Below are 20,752 nucleotides of genomic sequence, written 5' to 3'. Positions count from 1 at the left end.
TTCAGCCGGGTTCGCCATACCCGCCGCCGCCGGGAGTTTCGATCACCAGGGTGTCGCCGGGCGCCACGTCGGTGGAGTCACAGCCGGCCAGTTCGGTCACGGCGCCGTCGGCGCGCTCGATCCGGTTGTGCCCGAGTGCCCCGGGCGATCCGCCGGCCATCCCGTACGGGGCGACGGACCGGTGTCCGGACAGCACGCTGACGGTCATCGGCTCGCGGAACTCGATCCGCCGCACCGCGCCGTCGCCGCCGCGCCAGCGGCCGGCCCCGCCGCCGCCGTGCCGGATGGCGAACTCGCGCAACAGCACCGGGAATCGCATCTCGAGCACCTCGGGATCGGTGAGCCGGGAGTTGGTCATATGGGTCTGTACCACGCAGGCGCCGTCGAACCCGTCGCCGGCACCGGAACCGGAACCGAGTGTCTCGTAATACTGGTGGCCGGCATTGCCGAACGTGACGTTGTTCATCGTCCCGGACCCCTCCGCCTGCACTCCCAGCGCGGCCAGCAGTGCTCCCGTGATCGCTTGGGAGGTCTCGACGTTGCCGGCCACCACCGCGGCCGGGTATCGGGGCGCCAGCATCGTCGCCTCCGGGATCGTGATGTGCAGCGGACGCAGGCAGCCGTCGTTGATCGGGATGTCGTCGACCACCAGGGTGCGGAACACATAGAGCACCGCGGCGGTGGCCACCGACGACGGCGCGTTGAAGTTCGTGGCCAACTGTGCCGACGTTCCGGTGAAATCGATGGTGGCGCTGCGATTGACGCGGTCGACACTCACCCGCACCGCGATGGTCGCGCCGGAATCCATCACGTAGCGGTACTGGCCGTCGTCGAGAGAGTCGATGACCCGGCGCACCGCCTCCTCGGCGTTGTCCTGAACGTGGCGCATGTAGGCCTGCACGACATCCAGTCCGAAATGGGCGATCATGGCATGGATCTCGTCGATGCCCTTCTGATTGGCCGCGATCTGGGCGCGCAGGTCGGCGAGGTTGGTGTCCGGGCTGCGCGAGGGGAATCGACCCGCGGTGAGCAGCGCCCGGGTCTGTGCCTCGCGGAAGTGCCCGTCCTCGACCAGCAGCCAGTTGTCGAACAGGACGCCCTCCTCCTCCAGCGTCCGGCTGTCGGCGGGCATGGAACCCGGAGTGGTACCGCCGATCTCGGCGTGGTGACCGCGGGAGGCCACGAAGAACAGCACCGGGTCGCCGGCTTTCGCGGATTCGGCGTAGACCGGGGTGACCACGGTGATGTCCGGCAGGTGGGTTCCGCCGTGGTACGGATCGTTGACCGCGTAGACCTGTCCGGGTCGCATCTGTCCGGCCCGCCGGGCGAGCACCTCCTTGACGGTCGCTCCCATCGACCCCAGGTGCACCGGAATGTGCGGTGCGTTGGCGACCAGGTTGCCCTGCGCGTCGAACAGCGCACACGAAAAGTCCAGCCGTTCACGAATGTTCACCGATTGCGCGGTGGCCTCCAGCCGGGTGCCCATCTGCTCGGCGATCGCCATGAACAGGTTGTTGAAGATCTCCAGCAGCACCGGATCAGCTTCCGTTCCGGCATCGTCCGGTGCTACCGGGGCGGTGCGCCGCAGGATCAGTTGTCCGTCGGGGCTCAGGCCGGCCTGCCAGCCGTCGTCGACCACGGTGGTGGCGTTGTCCTCGGCGATGATGGCCGGCCCGGTCACGACGTCGGCCGGGGTGAGCGCCTCCCGGCGGTACAGCGGTGCCTCGCGCCAGTCGCCCGCGGTGTAGAGCCGGACGACTTCGGTGGTAGGCCGGCCGGTGCCGGAACGTGCTTGCAGGACCAGGTCGGGTTGTTCGGTCAGGCCGGTCGCCTCGACCGCCACGGCTTCGGCGATCAGCGGGCGGTCCATCAAAAACGAGTACACCCCGCGGTGGACGCCTTCGAATACCGCCGTCATCTGCGTCAGGTCGCCGAGCTCCACCGGAATCGAGGTGTCGGTGCCCTGGTAGCGCAGGTGGACCCGGCGGATCACCTGAATCCGGTCGGCCGGAATGTCCTGCGCGGCAAGGGCGGCGCGAGCCTGCTGTTCCAGTTCGTCGGCGACCGAGCTCAAGTCGAGGGCGGCGTCCAGCCGGGCCTCGACAGATTGTTCCCGTATCACGGTGGTGTCGGCCAGCCCGATGCCCAGCGCGGACAACACCCCGGCCATCGGCGGTACCAGCACCGTGCGGATACCCAGTTCGTCGGCGACCGCGCACGCGTGCTGTCCGCCGGCGCCACCGAATGTGGTCAGGGCGTAGCGGGTGATGTCATGGCCCTTCTGCACCGAGATCTTCTTGACCGCGTTGGCCATATTCGCCACCGCGATGCGCAGGAACCCGTCGGCGACCTGCTCGGGGGTGCGGTCATCGCCGGTGGCGATGAGGATCTCGCCGGCCAGCTCGGAGAATTTCCGTCGCACCGCAGCGGTATCCAGCGGCTGATCGCCGGCCGGTCCGAACACCGCGGGAAAGTGGGCCGGCTGGATGCGTCCGAGCATCACGTTGGCGTCGGTGACCGTCAGCGGTCCGCCGCGCCGGTAGCAGGCGGGTCCCGGATCGGCGCCCGCGGACTGCGGCCCGACCCGAAACCGGCTGCCGTCGAAGTACAGGATCGATCCACCGCCGGCGGCGACGGTGTGGATGTGCAGCATCGGAGCCCGCAGCCGCACCCCGGCGACCTCGGTGGTGAACACCCGCTCGTAACCGCCGGAGTCGGCCCGGTAATGCGAGACGTCGGTGGAGGTTCCGCCCATGTCGAACCCGATCACCGAGCCGAAGCCGGCCAGCGCCGACATCCGCACCATCCCGACGATTCCGCCGGCCGGCCCGGACAGGATCGCGTCCTTGCCCCGGAAGTGGTCCGCGGCGGCCAGGCCGCCGTTGGACTGCATGAACTCGAGGCGCACGCCGCGCAACTGGTCGGCCACCTGCGCGACGTAGCGGCGCAGCACCGGGGACAGGTAGGCGTCGACGACCGCGGTGTCGCCGCGCGGAATCAGTTTCGGCAAGGGGCTGACATCACACGACAGGGAGATCTGGGTGAAGCCGAGTTGGTCGGCCAGGGCGCCGATGGCGCGTTCATGCGCGGGGTTGCGATAGCTGTGCAGGCATACCACCGCCAGCGCACGAATCCCGTCGTCGTGGGCCGCACGCAACGCCTCGCCCAAAGTCTCCAGGTCAGGTGCGCGCAGGACGCTGCCGTCGGCGCCGATACGCTCGTCGACTTCGACGGTGCGTTCATAGAGCTGCTCGGGCAGCACGATGTGCCGATCGAAGATGCGGGGCCGGTTCTGGTAGGCGATCCGCAGCGCGTCACCGAAGCCGCGGGTGATGACCAGCAGCGTGCGTTCGCCGGCGCGTTCCAGCAGGGCATTGGTGGCCACCGTCGTGCCCATCCGGACCGCGTCGATGATGCCGGCCGGAATGGGCGCCTCGTCGGGGATCTGCAGCAGGGCGCGGATTCCGGCGACCGCGGCGTCGCGGTACTGGGCCGGGTTCTCCGAGAGCAGCTTGTGGGTGACCAGTCGCCCATCGGGCCGTCGGGCCACGATATCGGTGAAGGTGCCGCCCCGGTCGATCCAGAACTGCCACGTCGTCGACACGTCTCCTATTGTGCCCAACCACCGTCGGACCAGGGCGCGGACACCGGTCCGGGTCGGCCCAGCAGGGCGACCGCGAACTCGGCGTAGGCGCGCGCGGTCTCCTCCGGTGTCGCGGGTCCGGCGGCGTTGAACCACTGGGGTAGCGAAGTGCACATCGTCGCGATGGCGCGGCCGGCGATCCGGCGGTCCCCGACGTCGCCGAGGACCGTGACCGGCCCGCCGCCGCCCTCTGCGGCTGCGCGGTCGATCGCAGCATCGAGTATGTGCTGCACTCTGTTTCGTGATTCTGCAATGCGCTGCCGATTCGCCGGGGTCAGGCTGCGCATCTCGCTGGCTCCGATGAAAGCCAGCTTCTGGCGATGAGTGTGGAACAGCGCCAAGGCTTCGACGATGCGCCGCACCTCTGCGATGCCCGTCGGCGCCCCGGCGCGGGCGGCCTCGACGCGCCAGTGCAGCTCGGTCATGGTCAGATCCAGGATCGCGACCAGCAGCGTCTGCTTGTCGGGGTAGTGGTGGTAGATGCCCGGAACGCTCATGCCCGCGCGTGCTGCCAGATCGCGCATCGTGCTGCCGTGATAGCCGGTGTCGACGAAGGCATCGATCGCCGCGCTCAGGACACCGTCCAGTGCCAGCGGCGGGAACGTCCGCCAGTCGCCAACCCCCGACCCGGGGTGCTGCACGCTTGCCGTCTGGTCCGGGCGCGGTGCCGGTGCTGCGACGGCGCCCTCCAGGATCTGGGCCGGGGTCAGCCCCAGCGCCCGTGCGCACTCCTGCAGACGCGCCACCGAGATCCCGGTCTTGCCGTTCTCGACCGCACTCACCGTCGCCGCACTCACGCCCAGGCGCTGCGCCAGCTCCCGGAGGGTCAGGCCCCGGGCCCGACGTGCCGCACGGATCGCGCTGCCGCACCCGGCAGGTTCGGCCATACCACCCATGTTCAAGAATTCTGAACTATATCCGGCCGGAGATCCACCGCCAACGCAGTCTTTTGACTGGCACAGCCCTTTATGTCACAGTCCGTACTGTTCGGGCCGAGTGATCGGTCGGTGAATTGCCGGCGGGGATGGAGTGACATGGCAATCGAGTTGAACTACTCGCCAGAGGTGACGGCCCTCGTCGAACGCACCCGGGCGTTCATCGACGACGTCGTGATTCCGGTCGAGGACCGATTCGGCGGGGACATCACGGCCGCGGGCGGCGACACGGTGATCAAGGAGTTGCATGCCGCGGCCCGGGAAGCCGGGGTTTTCGCGCCGCACGCCCCCGTCGAATACGGCGGCCTGGGTTTGAACATGTCCGATCGTGCGCCGGTGTTCGAGGCCGCCGGATATTCGCTGTTCGGTCCGGCCGCGGTCAATATCGCAGCGCCGGACGAAGGCAACGTCCATCTGCTGGCGGAGGTGGCCAGCGCCGATCAGAAGGCTCGCTACCTGGCCCCGTTGGCGGCCGGGGAAGTCCGGTCCGCCTTCGCGATGACCGAGCCGGCGCCGGGCGCGGGGTCGGATCCGGCCGCGCTGACGACCACGGCGCAACGCCGCTCGGGTGATTGGTACATCACCGGCCGCAAGTGGTACATCACCGGTGCGGAGGGGGCGGCGTTCTTCATCGTGATGGCGCGGACCTCCGGGGAGGCCGGGCAGCGCGGTGGCGCCACCATGTTCCTGGTCCCCGCCGACAGCCCCGGCCTGACGGTCGGCCGGCACCTGCCCACCCTCGACCGCGCCATGGTGGGCGGTCACTGCGAGGTGCACTTCGACGATGTTCGGGTCCCCGAGGAAGCGGTGCTCGGCGAGGTCGATCGCGGCTTCGAGTACGCCCAGGTCCGCCTTGGTCCCGCGCGCATGACGCACGTGATGCGGTGGCTGGGCGCGGCACGCCGCGGTCACGACACCGCGCTCGCCCATGTCGTGCAGCGCCAGGCGTTCGGGTCGGCGCTCGGCGATCTGGGCATGATCCAGAACATGGTGGCCGACAACGAAATCGACATCGCCGCGACCCGGGCTCTGCTGGTGCGGGCCTGCTGGGAATTGGATCAGGGCGGCAGCGCTAGCGATGCGACGTCGATCGCGAAGACCTTCGCCGCCGAGGCCATCTTCCGCATCGTCGACCGCAGCGTGCAGATGTGTGGGGCGCGCGGTGTCACCGAGGACCTGCCGCCTGCGCGGCTGTCCAGGGAAGTCCGTCCGTTCCGGGTCTATGACGGGCCGTCGGAGGTGCATCGCTGGGCGATCGCCAAACGCCGGATCGGCGCGGCCCGGCGGGCGCTCAAGGCGACCCAGCAGTGACGGTCGAAGGCGTGGATCCGGGCGCCCTGCGGCAGTATCTGATTGACGGCGGAGTCCCGGTTCGGGGCGACCTCGACGTCGAACTGATCGCCGGTGGCCGTTCCAACCTCACTTTCAAGGTCAGCGACGAGCTGTCGGCCTGGGTTGTCCGCAGGCCTCCGCTCGGCGGCCTGACGCCGTCGGCGCATGATGTGGGCCGCGAATACATTGTCACCCGAGGTCTGTTCGGCACCGCCGTGCCCATCGCCCGGCCCGTCGCGTTCGATGCCGACGGCACGGTGTGCGGTGCGCCGTTAACCGTGACCGAGTTCGTGACCGGCCGGGTATTCCGGCACACCGATGATCTCGGCGTGCTCTCAGATGCCGAACTGGCCGCCAACGCCGCGGCGCTGGTCCAGATCCTCGTCGACCTGCACGCGGTGGACTACCGGGCGGTGGGGCTCGAATCATTCGGCAGGCCTGAGGGTTACCTGCAACGCCAGGTGCGGCTGTGGGCCCGCCAGTGGGACCTGGTCCGGACCCGCGAGAGCGACGATCCGGTCAGCCGCGATGTGGCGAAGCTGGCCACCGCACTCGCCGACGCCATCCCGCGCGGCGCCGAGCCCTCGGTCGTGCACGGCGACTTCCGGATCGATAACACCATCTGCGATCCCGAACAGGCCGGCACGATCCGGGCGGTGGTGGACTGGGAGCTCTCCACTCTGGGGGATCCGCTCACCGATATCGCCCTGATGTGCGTCTACCGCTCACCGGCGTTCGACCTCGTCTTCGGCCACCCCGCCGCCTGGACCAGTAGCCGACTGCCGTCCGCCGATACCCTCGCCGAGCAGTACGCGCAGCTTTCCGGACGCGACCTGGGGGAGTGGAACTTCTATCTGGCGTTGGCGAACTTCAAGATCGGGGTCATCGCCGAGGGAATCACCCACCGGGCCCAGCATGGCGCTGGAAACGTGCTACACGCCGATGAGGCCGCGCAAGCCGCACCGGAGTTCATCGCTGCGGCGCGAAAGGAATTGAACTGCTGATGGATCGAGAAAGGTGAGACGGGTGGGCGTATTGGACAAATTCCGGATGGACGGCCGGGTCGCAGTGGTGACCGGGGCATCTTCGGGTCTCGGCGTGTACTTCGCCCGGGCCCTTGCCGAGGCCGGCGCTGATGTCGTGCTGGCGGCGCGGCGGGTGGAAAAGCTCACCGACGCAGCCGAGTTGGTCGCCGCGACGGGACGTGCGGCCCTGCCGGTGGCGACCGATGTCGCCGACCCGGCGGCGGCCACCCGTATGGTCGAGGCCGCGATGGAGCGCTTCGGCCGAGTCGACGTGCTGATCAACAACGCCGGTATCGGAACCGCGCACCCCGCCACCCGGGAAACACCGGAGCAGTTCCGCGAGGTGATCGACATCAATCTCAACGGCGCCTACTGGGCCGCGCAGGCCTGCGGACGGGTGATGGGTCCGGGCTCGGCGATCGTCAACATCTCCAGCATCTTGGGGCTGACCACGGCGGGGCTGCCGCAAGCGGCGTACGCCGCCAGCAAGGCCGGGCTGATCGGACTGACCCGCGACCTGGCTCAGCAGTGGGGGAGCCGCAAGGGAATCCGGGTCAACGCGATCGCCCCCGGCTTCTTCGCATCGGAGATGACCGACCAGTACCGTCCGGGCTACCTGGAAAGCGTCTCGCACCGCATCGTGCTGGGCCGGATGGGAGATCCCGACGAACTCGCGGCCACGGTCGTATGGCTGGCCTCGGATGCCGGCGGGTACGTCACCGGGCAGACCGTCGTCGTCGACGGCGGGGTCACGATCAACTGAGGTCGTGACGACCCCGGTAGCCTTTGCTGATGGGCGTCGACGGGGTCTGCATTTCCGAACCGGGTCCGAATGCCTGACGACATCGCCGGCATGCTGCTGGCGCGCCTCGGCGATCAGCATCCGGGACTGCGTACCCGGCAGCGGGATTGGACCTGGGACGAGGTGGTGCGCGAGTCCGCTGCGCGCGCCGCGTTGGCATCGGCGTTGCGACGAGACGGGCCGTTCCACATCGGCGTCCTTCTGGACAACACCCCCGACTTCGTGTTCTGGCTCGGCGCGGGCGCGCTGTCGGGCGCGGTCATCGTCGGGATCAACCCGACCCGCGGGGATGCCGAGATGGCCGCCGAGATCCGCCACGCCGACTGCCAGCTGATCGTCACCGACGCGAGCGGATCCGGTCGGCTGCGCGGCCTGGACCACGGCCTGGACCCCGAGCGCTTGCTGGTCATCGACGATCCGGACTATCCCGCGCTGGTCGACGCGCACCGGGGGGAGCCCGCCGCGGCGGCCGGCGTCGGCCCCGAAACGCTGATGCTGCTGTTGTTCACCTCCGGCACCACCGGCGCCTCCAAGGCGGTCAAGTGCAGCCAGGGCCGGCTGACCCGGATCGCCGAAACCGCCACCAACAAATTCGGCCACGTGCGCTCGGATGTCGACTATTGCTGCATGCCGCTGTTCCACGGCAACGCGATCATGGCGCTGTGGGCGCCGGCGCTGGCCAACGGGGCCACGGTCTGCCTGACGCCGAAGTTCTCCGCGTCGCAGTTCCTGCCCGACGTGCGCTATTTCGGGGCGACGTACTTCACTTATGTGGGCAAGGCCCTGGGCTATCTGCTGGCCACCGAGGAACGCCCCGACGACTCGGACAACACCCTGGTCCGTGGCTTCGGCACCGAGGCGTCACCGCAGGATCAGGCGGAGTTCCTCCGCCGGTTCGGCGCCGTGCTGCACGAGGGGTACGGATCCAGTGAGGGCGGCAACGCCGCGCTGCCCGACCCGGCGGCGCCGCCCGGCGCGTTGGGCCGCCCCGCGCACTCCGGCATCGCCGTGGTCGACCCACAGACCCGTATCGAGTGCGTACTGGCCGTCCTGGACGAGCACGGCCGGGTGGTCAACGCCGACGACGCGGTCGGCGAGATCGTCGACAAGACCGGAGCCCGTGACTTCGAGGGCTACTACAAGAACGAGGACGCGGACGCCGAGAAGGTTCGCGGCGGCTGGTATTGGACCGGCGATCTCGGCTACCGCGACGAGGCCGGCTTCTTATACTTCGCGGGCCGGCGCGGCGACTGGATCCGGGTCGACGGTGAGAACACCTCGGCGCTGACCATCGAACGGGTGCTGCGGCGGCATCCGCTGGTGATCACCGCCGGGGTGTACGCGGTGCCCGACCCCCGCTCCGGTGACCAGGTGATGGGTGCCGTTGAGGTCGCCGACCCCGGCGGCTTCGACGTTGCGCAGTTCGCCGCGTTTCTGGCGGACCAACCCGACCTGGGCAGCAAGGGCACGCCCCGGTTCCTGCGGATCTCGACCGGCCTGCCCGTCACCGGTTCGAACAAGGTGCTCAAACGCGAACTGCAGGAACAACGTTGGCACACCGACGACCCGGTGTACCGCTGGGTGGGCCGAGGTGGGCCGGTCTACGCCCGGATGACCGACGACGACAAGCAGACCCTGGACGCCGAATTCGCGGCCCACGGGCGGCAGAGTTATATCTCCGTGCCCCGCTGCTAGCCCTTCCGGTCCTCCCAGGGGCTGTAGTCGGCGATCAGCTCCTCCTGCGGCGGGCGCTGCCCGGCCGGAACGTGCTGCAGGTTGATCCGGATCCGGTACCAGATCGAGCTCGGCCCGCGCATGCCGTCGACCAGCACGTCCTCGGGCGCCAGCCGTTCGGCCGCCGGGGCGTGCCGCTCCCGCCAGACGTCGAGGGCGGCCATCGCCTCGTCGCGGGTCTTGGTGCGGGCGATCTCGATCAACGGCAGCGGTGAGGTGCGCCGGCCGTCGACGTTCTTTCGTGCGCCGCGCGGCGCCTTCTCCGCCGGGCCCTGCGCTTCGGCCAGCTCCAGCAGCGACTCCAGGTCGCCGACGGTGTCATCCATGCCGGCCCACGGGTCACCGATCGCCGCGACCCGCTCGGGCACCGTGGCAATGGTGAACGCCGCCGGATCGGACTCGGGAACCTCCTCCCAGAACAGTGGCGTGGAGACCCGGGCGTCGGCGGTGGCGCGCACCGAGTAGGCCGAGGCGACGGTGCGGTCCTTGGCGTTCTGGTTGAAGTCGACGAAGACCCGGGCGCCCCGCTCTTCTTTCCACCATCGGCTGGTCGCCGACTCTGGCGCGCGCCGCGCGATCTCCCGGGCCACCGCCTGCGCGGCCAGCCGGACCTGCGGAAACTGCCAGCGGGGTGCGAGGCGCGCGTAGATGTGCATGCCCCGCGAACCGGACGTCTTGGGCCAGGCGGTCAGCCCATGATCGGCCAGCACCTCCCGGGCCAGCAGTGCCACCTCGACGATCTGCGGCCAGCCGACGCCGGGCATCGGGTCCAGGTCGACCCTCAGCTCATCGGGATGGTCCAGGTCGGCGGCGAGCACGGGATGCGGGTTGAGATCCACGCAGCCCAGGTTGATCACCCAAGCCAGCCCGGCCGCATCGTCGATCACGACCTCCTCGGCCGATCGACCCGAGGCGTAGCGCAGTTCGGCGACCGACACCCAGTCCGGGCGTTTGGCCGGTGCCCGCTTCTGGAAGACGGCTTCGGCGTCGATGCCGTCGACGAAGCGTTTTAGGATCATCGGCCGCCCGGCCACTCCGCGCAATGCGGCGTCGGCCACCGACAGGTAGTAGTGAATCAGGTCCAGTTTGGTGTGCGGGGCGGTGCCGTCACGGGCCGGGAACACCACCTTGTCCGGGTGGGTAACCGCCACCCGGTGTCCCGCCACGTCCAGCGACAACCCGCCGGCCATGATCGCAATGCTAATGATGAGGTCGAATCCGCTGCCCGGCAGCGACCTGAGTCACATAAGGTTGCTCCATGGCAAAGCTCACCGACCTGCCCGGTCAGGCCGTAACCACGCTCGGCCGCTACCTCGAACGCGGCAACGCCGAGCTGCACTATCTGCGCAAGGTCATCGAATCCGGTGCTCTGAAGATCGAGTCACCGCGAATCATTGCGAACGCACTCGTCGACGGGGCCCGGTGGGGCGAGCTGGGAATGATTCCGGCCCTCAATGCCCGCCGTAACCCCAATGGCCTCGCCGTCATCGACGACGACGGCAGCATCACCTTCAAAGAACTCGACGCGGCCGCCAACGCGGTAGCCAACGGCCTGCTGGCGATGGGCGTGCGGGGCGGCGACGGGGTGGCGATCCTGGCCCGCAACCACCGCTGGTTTCTGATCGCCAACTACGGCTGCGCCCGGGTCGGGGCCCGGCTGATCCTGCTGAACAGCGAATTCTCCGGCCCGCAGATCAAGGACGTCTCCGAGCGCGAGGGCGCCAAACTGATCATCTACGACGACGAGTACACCGCTGCGGTCGCGAAGGCCGACCCACCGCTGGGCAAACTGCGGGCGCTGGGCGTCAACCCGGATTCGGAGGAACCGTCGGGCAGCACCGACGAGACGTTGGCCCAGCTGATCGCGCGCAGCAGCAAGGCGCCGGCGCCGAAGGTCACCAAGCACGCGTCGATCATCATCTTGACCTCGGGTACCACCGGCACCCCCAAGGGCGCCAACCGCAGTACCCCGCCCACGCTGGCGCCGATCGGCGGAATCCTGTCGCACGTCCCGTTCCGTGCCGGTGAGGTGACGTCGTTGCCCTCGCCGATGTTCCATGCGCTGGGCTACCTGCACGGAACCCTGGCGATGTTCTTCGGCTCGACGTTGGTGCTGCGCCGGCGCTTCAAGCCGGCCACCGTGCTGGAGGACCTGGAAAAGCACAAGGTGACGGGGATCGTCGTCGTCCCGGTCATGCTGTCGCGGATCCTCGACCAGCTGGAGAAGACCAGCCCCAAACCGGACCTGTCGCACCTGCGGATCGTGTTCGTCTCGGGGTCGCAGCTGGGGGCCGAGTTGGCGACCCGGGCGATGAAGGACCTGGGGCCGGTGATCTACAACATGTACGGCTCCACCGAGGTCGCGTTCGCCACCATCGCCGATCCGGACGACCTGCAATACAACCCGGCGACGGTGGGACGGGTGGTCAAGGGCGTCAAGGTCAGAATCCTCGACGACAACGGTCACGATCTGCCGCAGGGCGAGGTGGGGCGGATCTTCGTCGGCAACTTCTTCCCGTTCGAGGGCTATACCGGCGGCGGTGGCAAGCAGATCATCGACGGGCTGCTGTCCTCGGGCGACGTGGGCTACTTCGACGAGCGCGGTCTGCTCTACGTCAGCGGCCGCGACGACGAGATGATCGTCTCCGGCGGCGAGAACGTCTTCCCGGCCGAGGTCGAGGACCTGATCAGCGGGCATCCCGACGTGATCGAGGCGACTGCGTTGGGCGTCGAGGACAAGGAGTGGGGTGCGCGGCTGCGCGCTTTCGTGGTGAAAAAGGAAGGCTCCACCGTCGACGAGGACGCCATCAAGGTCTACGTCAAGGAGCACCTGGCGCGTTACAAGGTTCCGCGCGAGGTGGTGTTCCTCGACGAGCTGCCGCGCAACCCCACCGGCAAGATCCTCAAGCGCGAACTCCGCGACCTGTAGGGCGGGTTTCTGGCGCGAGCAGACGCAGAATCGCACGCGGGATGCCCCGCGAATGCGATTCTGCGTCTGCTCGCGGGCTATCCACAGCGGTGAGTGGCGGTTGCTTCGGGGCCTCCGCAGACTGCGGGGATGTATGCGGAGGCCCTGGCCCTACTTCACGAAGCCGGCGGGTTTGCGACGACGCGACAGCTGTTGACGATGATGACCCGCCAGCAACTCGACGTCCAGGTGCGCAAGGGCGGACTGGTCCGGGTCTGGTACGGCGTGTACGCCGCGGCGGAACCCGACCTGGTTGGGCGTCTGCGCGCGCTCGATCTACTTATGCGGCAGCCCGCGGTGGCCTGCCTGGGAACCGCAGCTCGGCTCTATGGCTTTGACACCGAGAACACGACCGCGATTCATGTCCTGGATCCCGGGGTGCGGATGCGACCGACCAGAGGGCTGATGGTGCATCAGCGGATCGGAGCCCCATTGCGCCCGATTGCAGGTCGGCTTGCCACGGCTCCGGCGTGGACCGCCGTTGAGGTGGCGCGCGAATTGCGGCGGCCCCGCGCGCTCGCAACGCTCGACGCCGCAGTGCATGCGGGCCGGTGTTCGCCGCGCGAGCTTGAGCTGGCGGTACTTGAGCAGCGCGGCCGGAAAGGCATCGTTGCGGTGCGTGACCTGCTGCCCTATGTCGACGGGCGCGCTGGCTCGGCAATGGAAAGTGAAGCGCGGCTGGTGATGATCGATTACGGCGTCCCAACCCCCGAGCTTCAGTACCCGATCTATGGGCGGAACGGTGAAATCTGGCTAGCCGATTTCGCTTGGCCGGAAGTGATGGTGGCCGCGGAATACGAGAGCATCGACTGGCATGCCGGCGGCCCCGCCATGCTGCGGGACAAGATCCGCAACGGCGGCATCCAGGACGTCGGCTGGACGTCGATTCCCATTGTCGTCGACGATGTCCGGCGTCATCCCGCCCGGTTGGCTGATCGGATCAACCGCCAGTTGGCCCGCTCCCGGCTGGCGAGTTGACCGAGCACGCTGTCATCGCCGAGCAGACACAGAATCGCACGCGGAAGCTCCCGGGAGTGCGATTCTGTGTCTGCTCGCGGCAAAAAAGCGACCCCTACGGATCGCGGGGTAGGCCCAACAGCCGCTCGGCGATGATGTTCAGCTGGACCTCCGAGGTGCCGCCGTAAATCGTTGTGGCACGGCTCATCAGCAGATACTCGGCCCACCGGCCCGGCAGCTGCTCGCGATCGCCGATCGCGGCGTCCCCGCCGAACGTCCCCACCGCGAACTCGGCGTAGCCCTGCGTGGTGCGCATCGACAACAGCTTGGACACCGCGGCCGCCGGCATCGGGTCGCGACCCGCCAGCGTCAGCAGGGTCGAGCGCAGATTGAGCAGCTTGGCGGCGTGCCCCTCGGCGATCAACTCGCCGGCCCGGCGGTGCTCGCCCTGATCGAACTGGCCGTCGCGCATGAACTCCACGAACCCGTCGAGACTGGCCAGGAACGGCATCTCGGAGCCGCCGATCGAAACCCGTTCGGCCGTCAGCGTGTTGCGGCTGACCTCCCAGCCCCGGTTCGGCTCGCCGAGCACCAACTCGTCCGGGACGAACACGTCATCGATGAACACCGTGTTGAACATCGCCCCGCCGGTCAACTCACGCAGCGGACTGACCGTCACCCCTTCGCTTTTCATGTCCAGCAGGAAGTAGGTGATCCCGTCGTGTTTGGGAACCGAGGAATCGGTCCGTGCCAGCAGGGCGCCCCAGGCGGAGAACTGCGCGGCCGACGTCCAGATCTTCTGACCGCTGATCCGCCAACCCCCGTCGACCTTGGTGGCCTTGGTGGTCAGGCTGGCCAGGTCCGAACCCGCGCCGGGCTCGGAAAACAGTTGGCACCACACCATTTCCCCGCGGAACGTGGGCGGCAGGAAGCGCTGCTTCTGCTCGTCGGTGCCGAACGCCACGATCGACGGGATGAGCCACGCCGCGATGCCCATCGCCTGCCGGCGCACCCGCCCGGCGGCGAACTCCTGCTCGATGATGATCTGCTCGATGGGTTCGGCGGCCCGCCCCCACGGCTTGGGCAGGTAGGGCAGCACCCAGCCGCCCTCGGCGATCGCGACGGTGCGCTCCTCGCGCGGCAGGGCCTTGAGCGCGGCCACCTCGGCGGCGATCTCAGCGCGCAGCTTCTCGGTTTCGGGATCGAGGTCGATGTCGATCTTGCGCATGCCGCCGGCGGTGGCGGTGTCGAGGACCTGTTGCGGGTACTCGGCGCGGCGGCCGAATGAGGCGGCCAGGATCAGCGCTCGGCGATAGTAGACGCCCGCGTCGTGTTCCCAGGTGAAGCCGATCCCGCCATGCACCTGGATGCAGTCCTGGGTGCAGTGCTGCGCGGCCTCCGGAGCCAGGGTGGCCGCGACGGCCGTGGCGAACTGCACCGTCGACCCCGCGGCGTCCCAGCCGTTGCTGTCGGCCTCGTCGATCGCCCGGGCGGCATCCCACACCGCGGCAGTGGCCCGCTCGGTGGTGGCGATCATCTCGGCGCATTTGTGCTTGATGGCCTGGAACTGGCCGATCGGCCGGCCGAATTGTTCGCGGATCTTGGCGTATTCGGCCGCGGTGTCGGTGGCCCACCGGGCCACCCCGACCGCCTCCGCGGACAGCAGTGTGGAGATCAACGCCTGTGCCCGCGCCTGGCTGAGGTTGCTCAAGACGGCCGTGTCGGCGACCTCGACGCCGTTGGCCCGCACGTGGGCGATCGGACGCAGCGGGTCCACGCTGGTCACCGGCTCGATCTCGAGTTGGTCGGCGGCCAGCACCACCCACGCCGCACCACTGTCGATCGCCACGGGCAGCACCAGCAACGACGCCTCGGCGGCCGCCGCGACGGCGCGGGCCTCACCGCGGATCACCAACCCGTCGCCGTGGGCGGTGGCGGTCAATCCCGGGCTGAGCGTGTAGGTGGCGATGGTCTCGCCGGTGGCCAGTCCGGCCAGCTCGGCGGCGGTCGGGTCGTGGGCGGCGATCAGGGCGCTGGCGATCGCCGACGGCACGAACGGGCCGGGCACCGCGCCGTAGCCGAACTCGGCCAGCACCACCGCCAGCTCCAGGATGCCGAAACCCTGCCCGCCGACCTGCTCGGACAGGTGCACTCCCGCCAGGCCCTGCTCGGCGGCGGCCCGCCAGTACGGCGGTGGATTCTGGATCGGGGTGTCCATCGCCGCGTGCAGCAGCTCGGACGGCACCGCCCGGGCCAGCAGGGACCGCACGGAATCGGCCAGGTCCTGATGTTCAGAGGTGATCGCTATCGGCATGATGCGCCTTTCGGTGGGGACGTAGTGGTCAAACTAACAACCAGTCGGTTGGTTGACCACGTGGGTCAGGGGTTGGCCATCTCGCAGCCGACGGCAGTTGTCGACGGCCGCGGTCAGATAGCGCCGCATGGTGTCGGCGGTGTACCAGCTGACATGCGGCGTCAGCACCACGTTGTCCAGAACGAGCAGGGGATTGTCCGCGCCGACCGGTTCGACGGCGAACACGTCGAGTCCCGCCCCGGCCAGCCGCCCGGTCGACAGCGCCTCGACCAGGGCGGGCTCGTCGACGACTCCGCCTCGTGAGGTGTTGATCAGAACCGCGTCCGGTTTCATCCGCTGCAGCCCGGTGCGGTCGATCAGGCCTTCGGTCGCCTCGGTGAGCGGCACGTGCAGCGACACGACGTCGGCTTGGGTCAGCAGCTCCGGCAGTGGCCGCCACCCCGGCCGACCGTCGTCGCGGGTGCTGGTGTGCAGTACGCCGGCACCCATGGCGGCCACCATCGCGGCCACCCGCTGGGCGATGCTGCCGTAGCCGACCAGGCCGACGGTGCAGCCGCCGATGTCGCGGCAGCGCTCGCCCAGGTCGGGATCGGTGGGCCAGCCGCGCCCGGCGCGGGTCGAGCGATCCAGGGGCAGCAGCCGGCGCAGTACCGCCAGCATCAACAAGACGGTGCCTTCGGCCACCGAGGCGGCGTTGGCGCCGGGCATGTTGGCCACCGCGATACCGCAGTCGGTGGCGGTGTCGACATCGATGGTGTTGATCCCGACGCCGAACTTGTGGACCAGCCGTAGTCGGGGGCCGCTGCGCAGCTCTTCCCCGGTCAGCGGCCGCAGCACATGCCAGATCACCTGGGCCTCAGTCAGTTCGCGCCGGAAGGTGGCGTCGTCATCGGCGGCGCACCACCGGATGTCCAGCCAATCTGACTCGGGCGCAACGAAATCGCTGACCTTGGGGCCGGGAACGAAGTGCGCCAGGACCCTCAGCCCCACCGTTGGCCGATCCACTCGGCGATGATGTCGGCCTGGGCGTCACGGGCGCCCGGGGTGGTGAAGTAGTGGTCGGTGTCGATGCTGCGCAGGGTCTTGTCGGTGCCGGCCAGACACGAGTAGATGAGCTCTGCGTCCGAGGGGAACACCCCGGTGTCGGCGTGGGCGTTGATCACCAGCCCTGGTTCGTGGATGCGCGCCAGGTGCGGTTCGGCGCTGGTCTGGGCGGTCCGCAGGCTCCACATCCCGAGCCAGTTGCGCAGCGTGGTTGCCGCGGCGATCCCGCGCGCGGACCGGTTGGCTTTGACCGGCACCCCCGCGTAGCACATGTTGGCTTGGCGGGTGGTGGGTTCCAGGGTGGGATCGACCATGCGGGGGTCGGCCCAGGTGCGCATCACGCTGAACGGCCGGTCGGAGAACCCTGCGGCGCCAATGCGTTTCAGTTCGGTTTCGGCCCAGTCGGTGATGGCGTGGTTGCGGGCGACCTGCGCGGCCCGGTAGCGGGCGATGAACTCCGGTGGGTAGGGCGGACCGTTGTGCTCAGCGAACAGGTCCAGGTCGGGGTCGGAGGGCACGGGGTCGTTCTCGTCGACGACGGCGCCGTCCATCCAGGCGGTCAGCACTTCGGGACGCCCCGGGTGGGCGGCGCTGGCGACATAGCCGTCGGCGGGCAGCAAGTCGGTGAGCCCGGCCGCGGGTCGCATTCCTGGCAGCGGCGTGACGTTGGGTTCATGCGCCTGCGACTGGTAGGCCGCCATCAACGACCCGCCACCGGAGTTGCCCAGCAGCACCACCGTCTTCACGCCGGCGACCTCGCGCAGCCACCGGACGCCGACCCCAATGTCCACCAATGCGTGGTCGAGCAGGAAGCTGCTTTCGAACCCGCGAAAGCGGGTGTTCCAGCCCAAAAAGCCGATGCCGCGGGCAGCCATGAAATCGGCGAGGTAGTGCTCGCTGAAATCGATCTGGTAGTGGGTGGCGATCATCGCCACCTTCGGATTATGGCCTGCGGCACGGTGGTACAGACCCTGACAGGGGTATCCACCGGCCCCGGCCCGCTCCGCGGTGGGGGACGGCAGGCCGATGAATTCCCGGGCGATCTCCGGCATGGTCAGGAACCTTCCTCGGTGTAGATGGCCCGATAGAACACGTTGGCCAGGGTGCGGATGCAGGCCTCGTCATCGGGGTCGGCGGGCGGGGTGCCCGCCGGGCGCGGGGCGGCCAGTTGGACGTAGCAGAACTGGTTGAGCATTGACACGATCGCCACCGCGAGCAGTTCCGGGTCGTCGTCGGTGCAGTGGCCTTCGGCTTGGGCACGTTTCACCATTTCGGTGATGAAAGACGTTGGCTCCGCGCAGATCTCCGCCCAATACCGAGCGAAGTCGTCGTTGACCATCGCCAGCTGGGAAACCCCGACCATCTCGGCAAGCCGGTTGCGGTAGGTGTGCCAGTGCGCGGCGGCGGCCTGCTCGATGCGCTCTCGGTTGGACAGGCCGTGGCGCACCGCGCTGGATGCCCGCTCGCCGGCCTCGTCACGGAACCGCAGTGCCCACTCGCGGACCATGGCCTCTTTCGAGTCGTAGTAGTTGTAGAACGACGCCGCCGACCGGCCGGCCTCGGCCGCGATGTCGGCGATCGTGGTGGCCAGGACACCCTTGCGGGCGATCACCGCACGGGCGGCGGAATCGATCGCGGCCTGGGTGCGCCGGCCCCGATGGGTGGGCAACGGGGCGCGGGGAGCGGGCTGCTCGGAAAGGGTCGCCACCGAATCACCGAATCCTGTCGCTGCGGGGTCTGGATAAGAGCTGAATCTGATGTTAGGTTCAGATTCGGGACTTGACCAGAGGAGTCGCCATGATCAAACCGCACGGTGTCAACACCGAGTTCGAGATCAGTGGGATCAACCACGTCGCGCTGGTCTGCGCCGACATGGCGCGAACGGTCGACTTCTACAGCAATGTGCTCGGCATGCCGCTGGTGAAGTCACTCGACCTGCCCGGCGGGATGGGGCAGCACTTCTTCTTCGATGCCGGCAACGGGGACTGCGTCGCCTTCTTCTGGTTCGCCGATGCTCCCGACCGGGTGCCGGGCATCTCCTCGCCGGCCGCCATCCCCGGCGTCGGTGAGATCACCAGCGCGGTGAGCACCATGAATCACCTCGCGTTCCACGTGCCCGCCGACAAGTTCGATGCCTACCGGCAGCGCCTCAAGGACAAGGGTGTCCGTGTCGGCCCCGTTCTCAACCACGACATGTCCGACTACCAGGTCAGTGCGACGCTGCACCCCGGCGTCTACGTGCGGTCGTTCTACTTCCTTGACCCGGACGGGATTACCTTGGAATTCGCCTGCTGGACAAAAGAATTCACCGGCAACGAGGAACATGTCACGCCGAAGACCGAAGCCGACCGGCGGGTTGCGGCAGCAACCTAATCCCGATACAGCGCCGGGTCCCCGAGCTTGTCCAGCAATGCGGCCAACTGCTCGATCAACCGTTCCGGCTGGAACCGCACTTCACCGGCGAGCCAGGCGCTGATCGTCTGGGCCACCCCGCCGACAACGAAGTGCCCGGCCGCCTTGATCCGGTCGTTCTCCGGCAGACGCAGGACACTGCCGGCGTGCTGACCGGACAACATCGCGAGCAGCGCACTGGATTCCACCCGCTTGCGGACGACGACTGCGTTGCTCAGGTGCACGCCGAACAACAACCGCCCGATCCGCGCGTCGCCGGCGATCGTGCGCACGATGTTGGCCATACCGGCGCGGGTCTGTTGGTCGGGCGGTGCCGACTTCACGATGGACTGGGTCTTGGCGGCCAGGTCCGCGATGACGGAGTCGAAGACCGCGCTGACGAATTCGTCCTTGTCGGCGAAGCTTTCGTAGAAGTAGCGGGCGGTCAGACCCGCCTGCCGGCAGACACCACGCACGGTCAACTCGGGGACCTGCGGCACCTCGGCTCCGAGTAGATCCAGGCCGGCCTCAAGGAGTCGGGCGCGGCGCGACGCGCGCCGGTCGGCGGCGTCGACACCGCCGTACGGACGCGTACCCGAGACGTTGGCGGAGACCATGCCCATCATCTTGACACCGAGGCCGAACCCGGAGCAATATCAGGAAACACACGTTCTCAGAATTGGGGTGGGTGGCTATGACAGCAAGCGCGTTGCTACAGCAGGTGGAGCGTCCGGTCAGCGCACCGCCGGACCCGAATCGTCGCCGTGCCCCCAAACAGCACAAGGGCCTGGACATCTCCGACGGCATGTTCGGCCTGTCGTTGATGGCCGGCTCGGCCAACGTGATCATGCAGTTGGCGCGCCCGGGCGTGGGCTACGGGGTGGTGGAGAGCAAGGTCGACAGTGGCCGCGCGGATCTGCACCCGATCAAGCGGGCCCGCACCACGATCGGCTACCTGGCGGTGGTGGCCCTGGGTACCGAAGCCGAACGGCAGGCGTTCAAGAAGGCGGTGGACAGTGCCCATCGTCAGGTCCGCTCCACCGCGGGCAGCCCGGTCAAGTACAACGCCTTCGACCCGCAACTGCAGTTGTGGGTGGCGGCGTGCTTGTACAAGGGCTCGGTCGACCTCTACCGGATGTTCTACGGCGAGATGGACGAGGAGGAGGCCGAACAGCACTACCAAGAGGCCAAGATCTTCGGTACCGCGTTGCAGATGAACGAGGAGATGTGGCCGGCCGATCGCGCGGCGTTCGACAGGTACTGGCAGGAGCAACTGGACACCAACATCCACATCGACGACACGGTGCGTGACTACCTCTACCGCATCGCCGCGGTCCGGATGCGCGGGGTGACGCTGCCGGGCCCGCTGCACAAGCTGGTGGAGGGGCCGATGTTGTTCATCACCACCGGCTTTCTGCCGCAACGGTTCCGCGACGAGATGCGGCTGCCGTGGGATGCCAACAAGCAACGCCAGTTCGACTCCCTGATCGCGCTGCTGCGGATGGCCAACAATCTGACCCCGGGCCCGCTGCGACGCTTCCCGTTCAATGCCCTGATGGCCGATATGCGGTGGCGGATGCGGACCGGCCGGCCGCTGGTCTGAGGGC

General features: G+C 68.5%; 16 protein-coding genes. 8 read left to right on the top strand and 8 right to left on the bottom strand.

Annotation, left to right across the window (positions count from 1 at the left end; translation table 11 throughout):
• Window position 1 precedes the first annotated feature (1 nt).
• A complete protein-coding gene (locus tag BST28_RS10305) occupies window positions 2-3,604 on the bottom strand; it encodes a hydantoinase B/oxoprolinase family protein (RefSeq protein WP_109560678.1) in 3,603 nt (1,200 codons plus the stop codon).
• 5 nt (window positions 3,605-3,609) lie between these two features.
• Window positions 3,610-4,530: a type II toxin-antitoxin system RelB family anti-toxin gene (gene relB / locus BST28_RS10300; protein WP_083080911.1), complete on the bottom strand. Its 921-nt coding sequence runs from the start codon at window positions 4,528-4,530 to the stop codon at window positions 3,610-3,612.
• Between the two features lie 147 nt (window positions 4,531-4,677).
• Here relB and BST28_RS10295 point away from each other — a divergent pair, with 147 nt between their 5' ends.
• The 4 genes from BST28_RS10295 to casI all read left to right on the top strand — a co-directional run bounded on the left by BST28_RS10295 (window position 4,678) and on the right by casI (window position 9,432).
• Window positions 4,678-5,889 carry an acyl-CoA dehydrogenase family protein gene (locus BST28_RS10295; protein WP_083080910.1) on the top strand — a complete coding sequence of 404 codons (1,212 nt, stop codon included), beginning with the start codon at window positions 4,678-4,680 and terminating at the stop codon, window positions 5,887-5,889.
• Window positions 5,886-6,914, top strand: coding sequence for a phosphotransferase family protein (locus tag BST28_RS10290; RefSeq protein WP_083080909.1), 1,029 nt, complete (start codon window positions 5,886-5,888; stop codon window positions 6,912-6,914). Before BST28_RS10295 ends, BST28_RS10290 begins: the two co-directional genes overlap by 4 nt.
• A 22-nt stretch (window positions 6,915-6,936) precedes the next feature.
• Complete coding sequence (locus BST28_RS10285; protein WP_083080908.1) at window positions 6,937-7,698, top strand: SDR family NAD(P)-dependent oxidoreductase; 762 nt, start codon at window positions 6,937-6,939, stop codon at window positions 7,696-7,698.
• Between the two features lie 69 nt (window positions 7,699-7,767).
• Complete coding sequence (gene casI, locus BST28_RS10280; protein ID WP_019734880.1) at window positions 7,768-9,432, top strand: steroid-22-oyl-CoA synthetase; 1,665 nt, start codon at window positions 7,768-7,770, stop codon at window positions 9,430-9,432.
• Here casI and ligD read toward each other — a convergent pair.
• Entirely contained in the window at window positions 9,429-10,661 is a 1,233-nt protein-coding gene (gene ligD / locus BST28_RS10275; protein ID WP_083080907.1) for a non-homologous end-joining DNA ligase, read from the bottom strand. The genes casI and ligD overlap by 4 nt on opposite strands.
• Window positions 10,662-10,729: 68 nt before the next feature.
• On the opposite strand from ligD, the gene fadD2 reads away from it, so the two are divergent.
• Window positions 10,730-12,400 (top strand): long-chain-fatty-acid--CoA ligase FadD2, encoded by a 1,671-nt coding sequence (gene fadD2 / locus BST28_RS10270; protein WP_083080906.1) that lies wholly within the window; start codon window positions 10,730-10,732, stop codon window positions 12,398-12,400.
• A gap of 129 nt (window positions 12,401-12,529) precedes the next feature.
• The gene (locus tag BST28_RS10265) at window positions 12,530-13,417 is read left to right on the top strand and encodes a type IV toxin-antitoxin system AbiEi family antitoxin (protein ID WP_083080905.1); all 888 of its coding nucleotides are present in this window, start codon (window positions 12,530-12,532) and stop codon (window positions 13,415-13,417) included.
• A gap of 94 nt (window positions 13,418-13,511) precedes the next feature.
• Here the strand turns inward: BST28_RS10265 and BST28_RS10260 are convergent, their stop codons facing one another.
• Genes BST28_RS10260 through BST28_RS10245 form a run of 4 tightly spaced genes read right to left on the bottom strand, consistent with a single transcriptional unit; the run spans window position 13,512 to window position 18,462 of the window.
• The gene (locus BST28_RS10260) at window positions 13,512-15,710 is read right to left on the bottom strand and encodes an acyl-CoA dehydrogenase family protein (RefSeq protein ID WP_083080903.1); all 2,199 of its coding nucleotides are present in this window, start codon (window positions 15,708-15,710) and stop codon (window positions 13,512-13,514) included.
• Window positions 15,711-15,743: 33 nt separating this feature from the next.
• Window positions 15,744-16,700 (bottom strand): 2-hydroxyacid dehydrogenase, encoded by a 957-nt coding sequence (locus tag BST28_RS10255; RefSeq protein ID WP_420093436.1) that lies wholly within the window; start codon window positions 16,698-16,700, stop codon window positions 15,744-15,746.
• Entirely contained in the window at window positions 16,691-17,806 is a 1,116-nt protein-coding gene (locus BST28_RS10250) for an alpha/beta hydrolase family protein (protein ID WP_019734874.1), read from the bottom strand. The genes BST28_RS10255 and BST28_RS10250 overlap by 10 nt, the downstream gene beginning before the upstream one ends.
• 2 nt (window positions 17,807-17,808) lie before the next feature.
• Window positions 17,809-18,462 (bottom strand): TetR/AcrR family transcriptional regulator, encoded by a 654-nt coding sequence (locus tag BST28_RS10245; RefSeq protein ID WP_019734873.1) that lies wholly within the window; start codon window positions 18,460-18,462, stop codon window positions 17,809-17,811.
• An 89-nt stretch (window positions 18,463-18,551) separates the two neighbouring features.
• On the opposite strand from BST28_RS10245, the gene BST28_RS10240 reads away from it, so the two are divergent.
• Window positions 18,552-19,127 carry a VOC family protein gene (locus tag BST28_RS10240; RefSeq protein WP_019734872.1) on the top strand — a complete coding sequence of 192 codons (576 nt, stop codon included), beginning with the start codon at window positions 18,552-18,554 and terminating at the stop codon, window positions 19,125-19,127.
• Here BST28_RS10240 and BST28_RS10235 read toward each other — a convergent pair.
• Window positions 19,124-19,771 (bottom strand): TetR/AcrR family transcriptional regulator, encoded by a 648-nt coding sequence (locus BST28_RS10235; protein WP_019734871.1) that lies wholly within the window; start codon window positions 19,769-19,771, stop codon window positions 19,124-19,126. The two genes, BST28_RS10240 and BST28_RS10235, sit on opposite strands and share 4 nt — an antisense overlap.
• A gap of 68 nt (window positions 19,772-19,839) precedes the next feature.
• Between BST28_RS10235 and BST28_RS10230 the strand changes: the two genes are divergently transcribed.
• Window positions 19,840-20,748: an oxygenase MpaB family protein gene (locus tag BST28_RS10230; protein ID WP_029248747.1), complete on the top strand. Its 909-nt coding sequence runs from the start codon at window positions 19,840-19,842 to the stop codon at window positions 20,746-20,748.
• Window positions 20,749-20,752: the final 4 nt, after the last annotated feature.

The sequence above is a fragment of the Mycolicibacter kumamotonensis genome (assembly GCF_002086285.1).
Classification (GTDB): Bacteria; Actinomycetota; Actinomycetes; order Mycobacteriales; family Mycobacteriaceae; genus Mycobacterium; species Mycobacterium kumamotonense.
The sequence above is the reverse complement of the archived record's forward strand: the minus strand, read 5'-3'. Positions and strand labels throughout refer to the sequence as shown.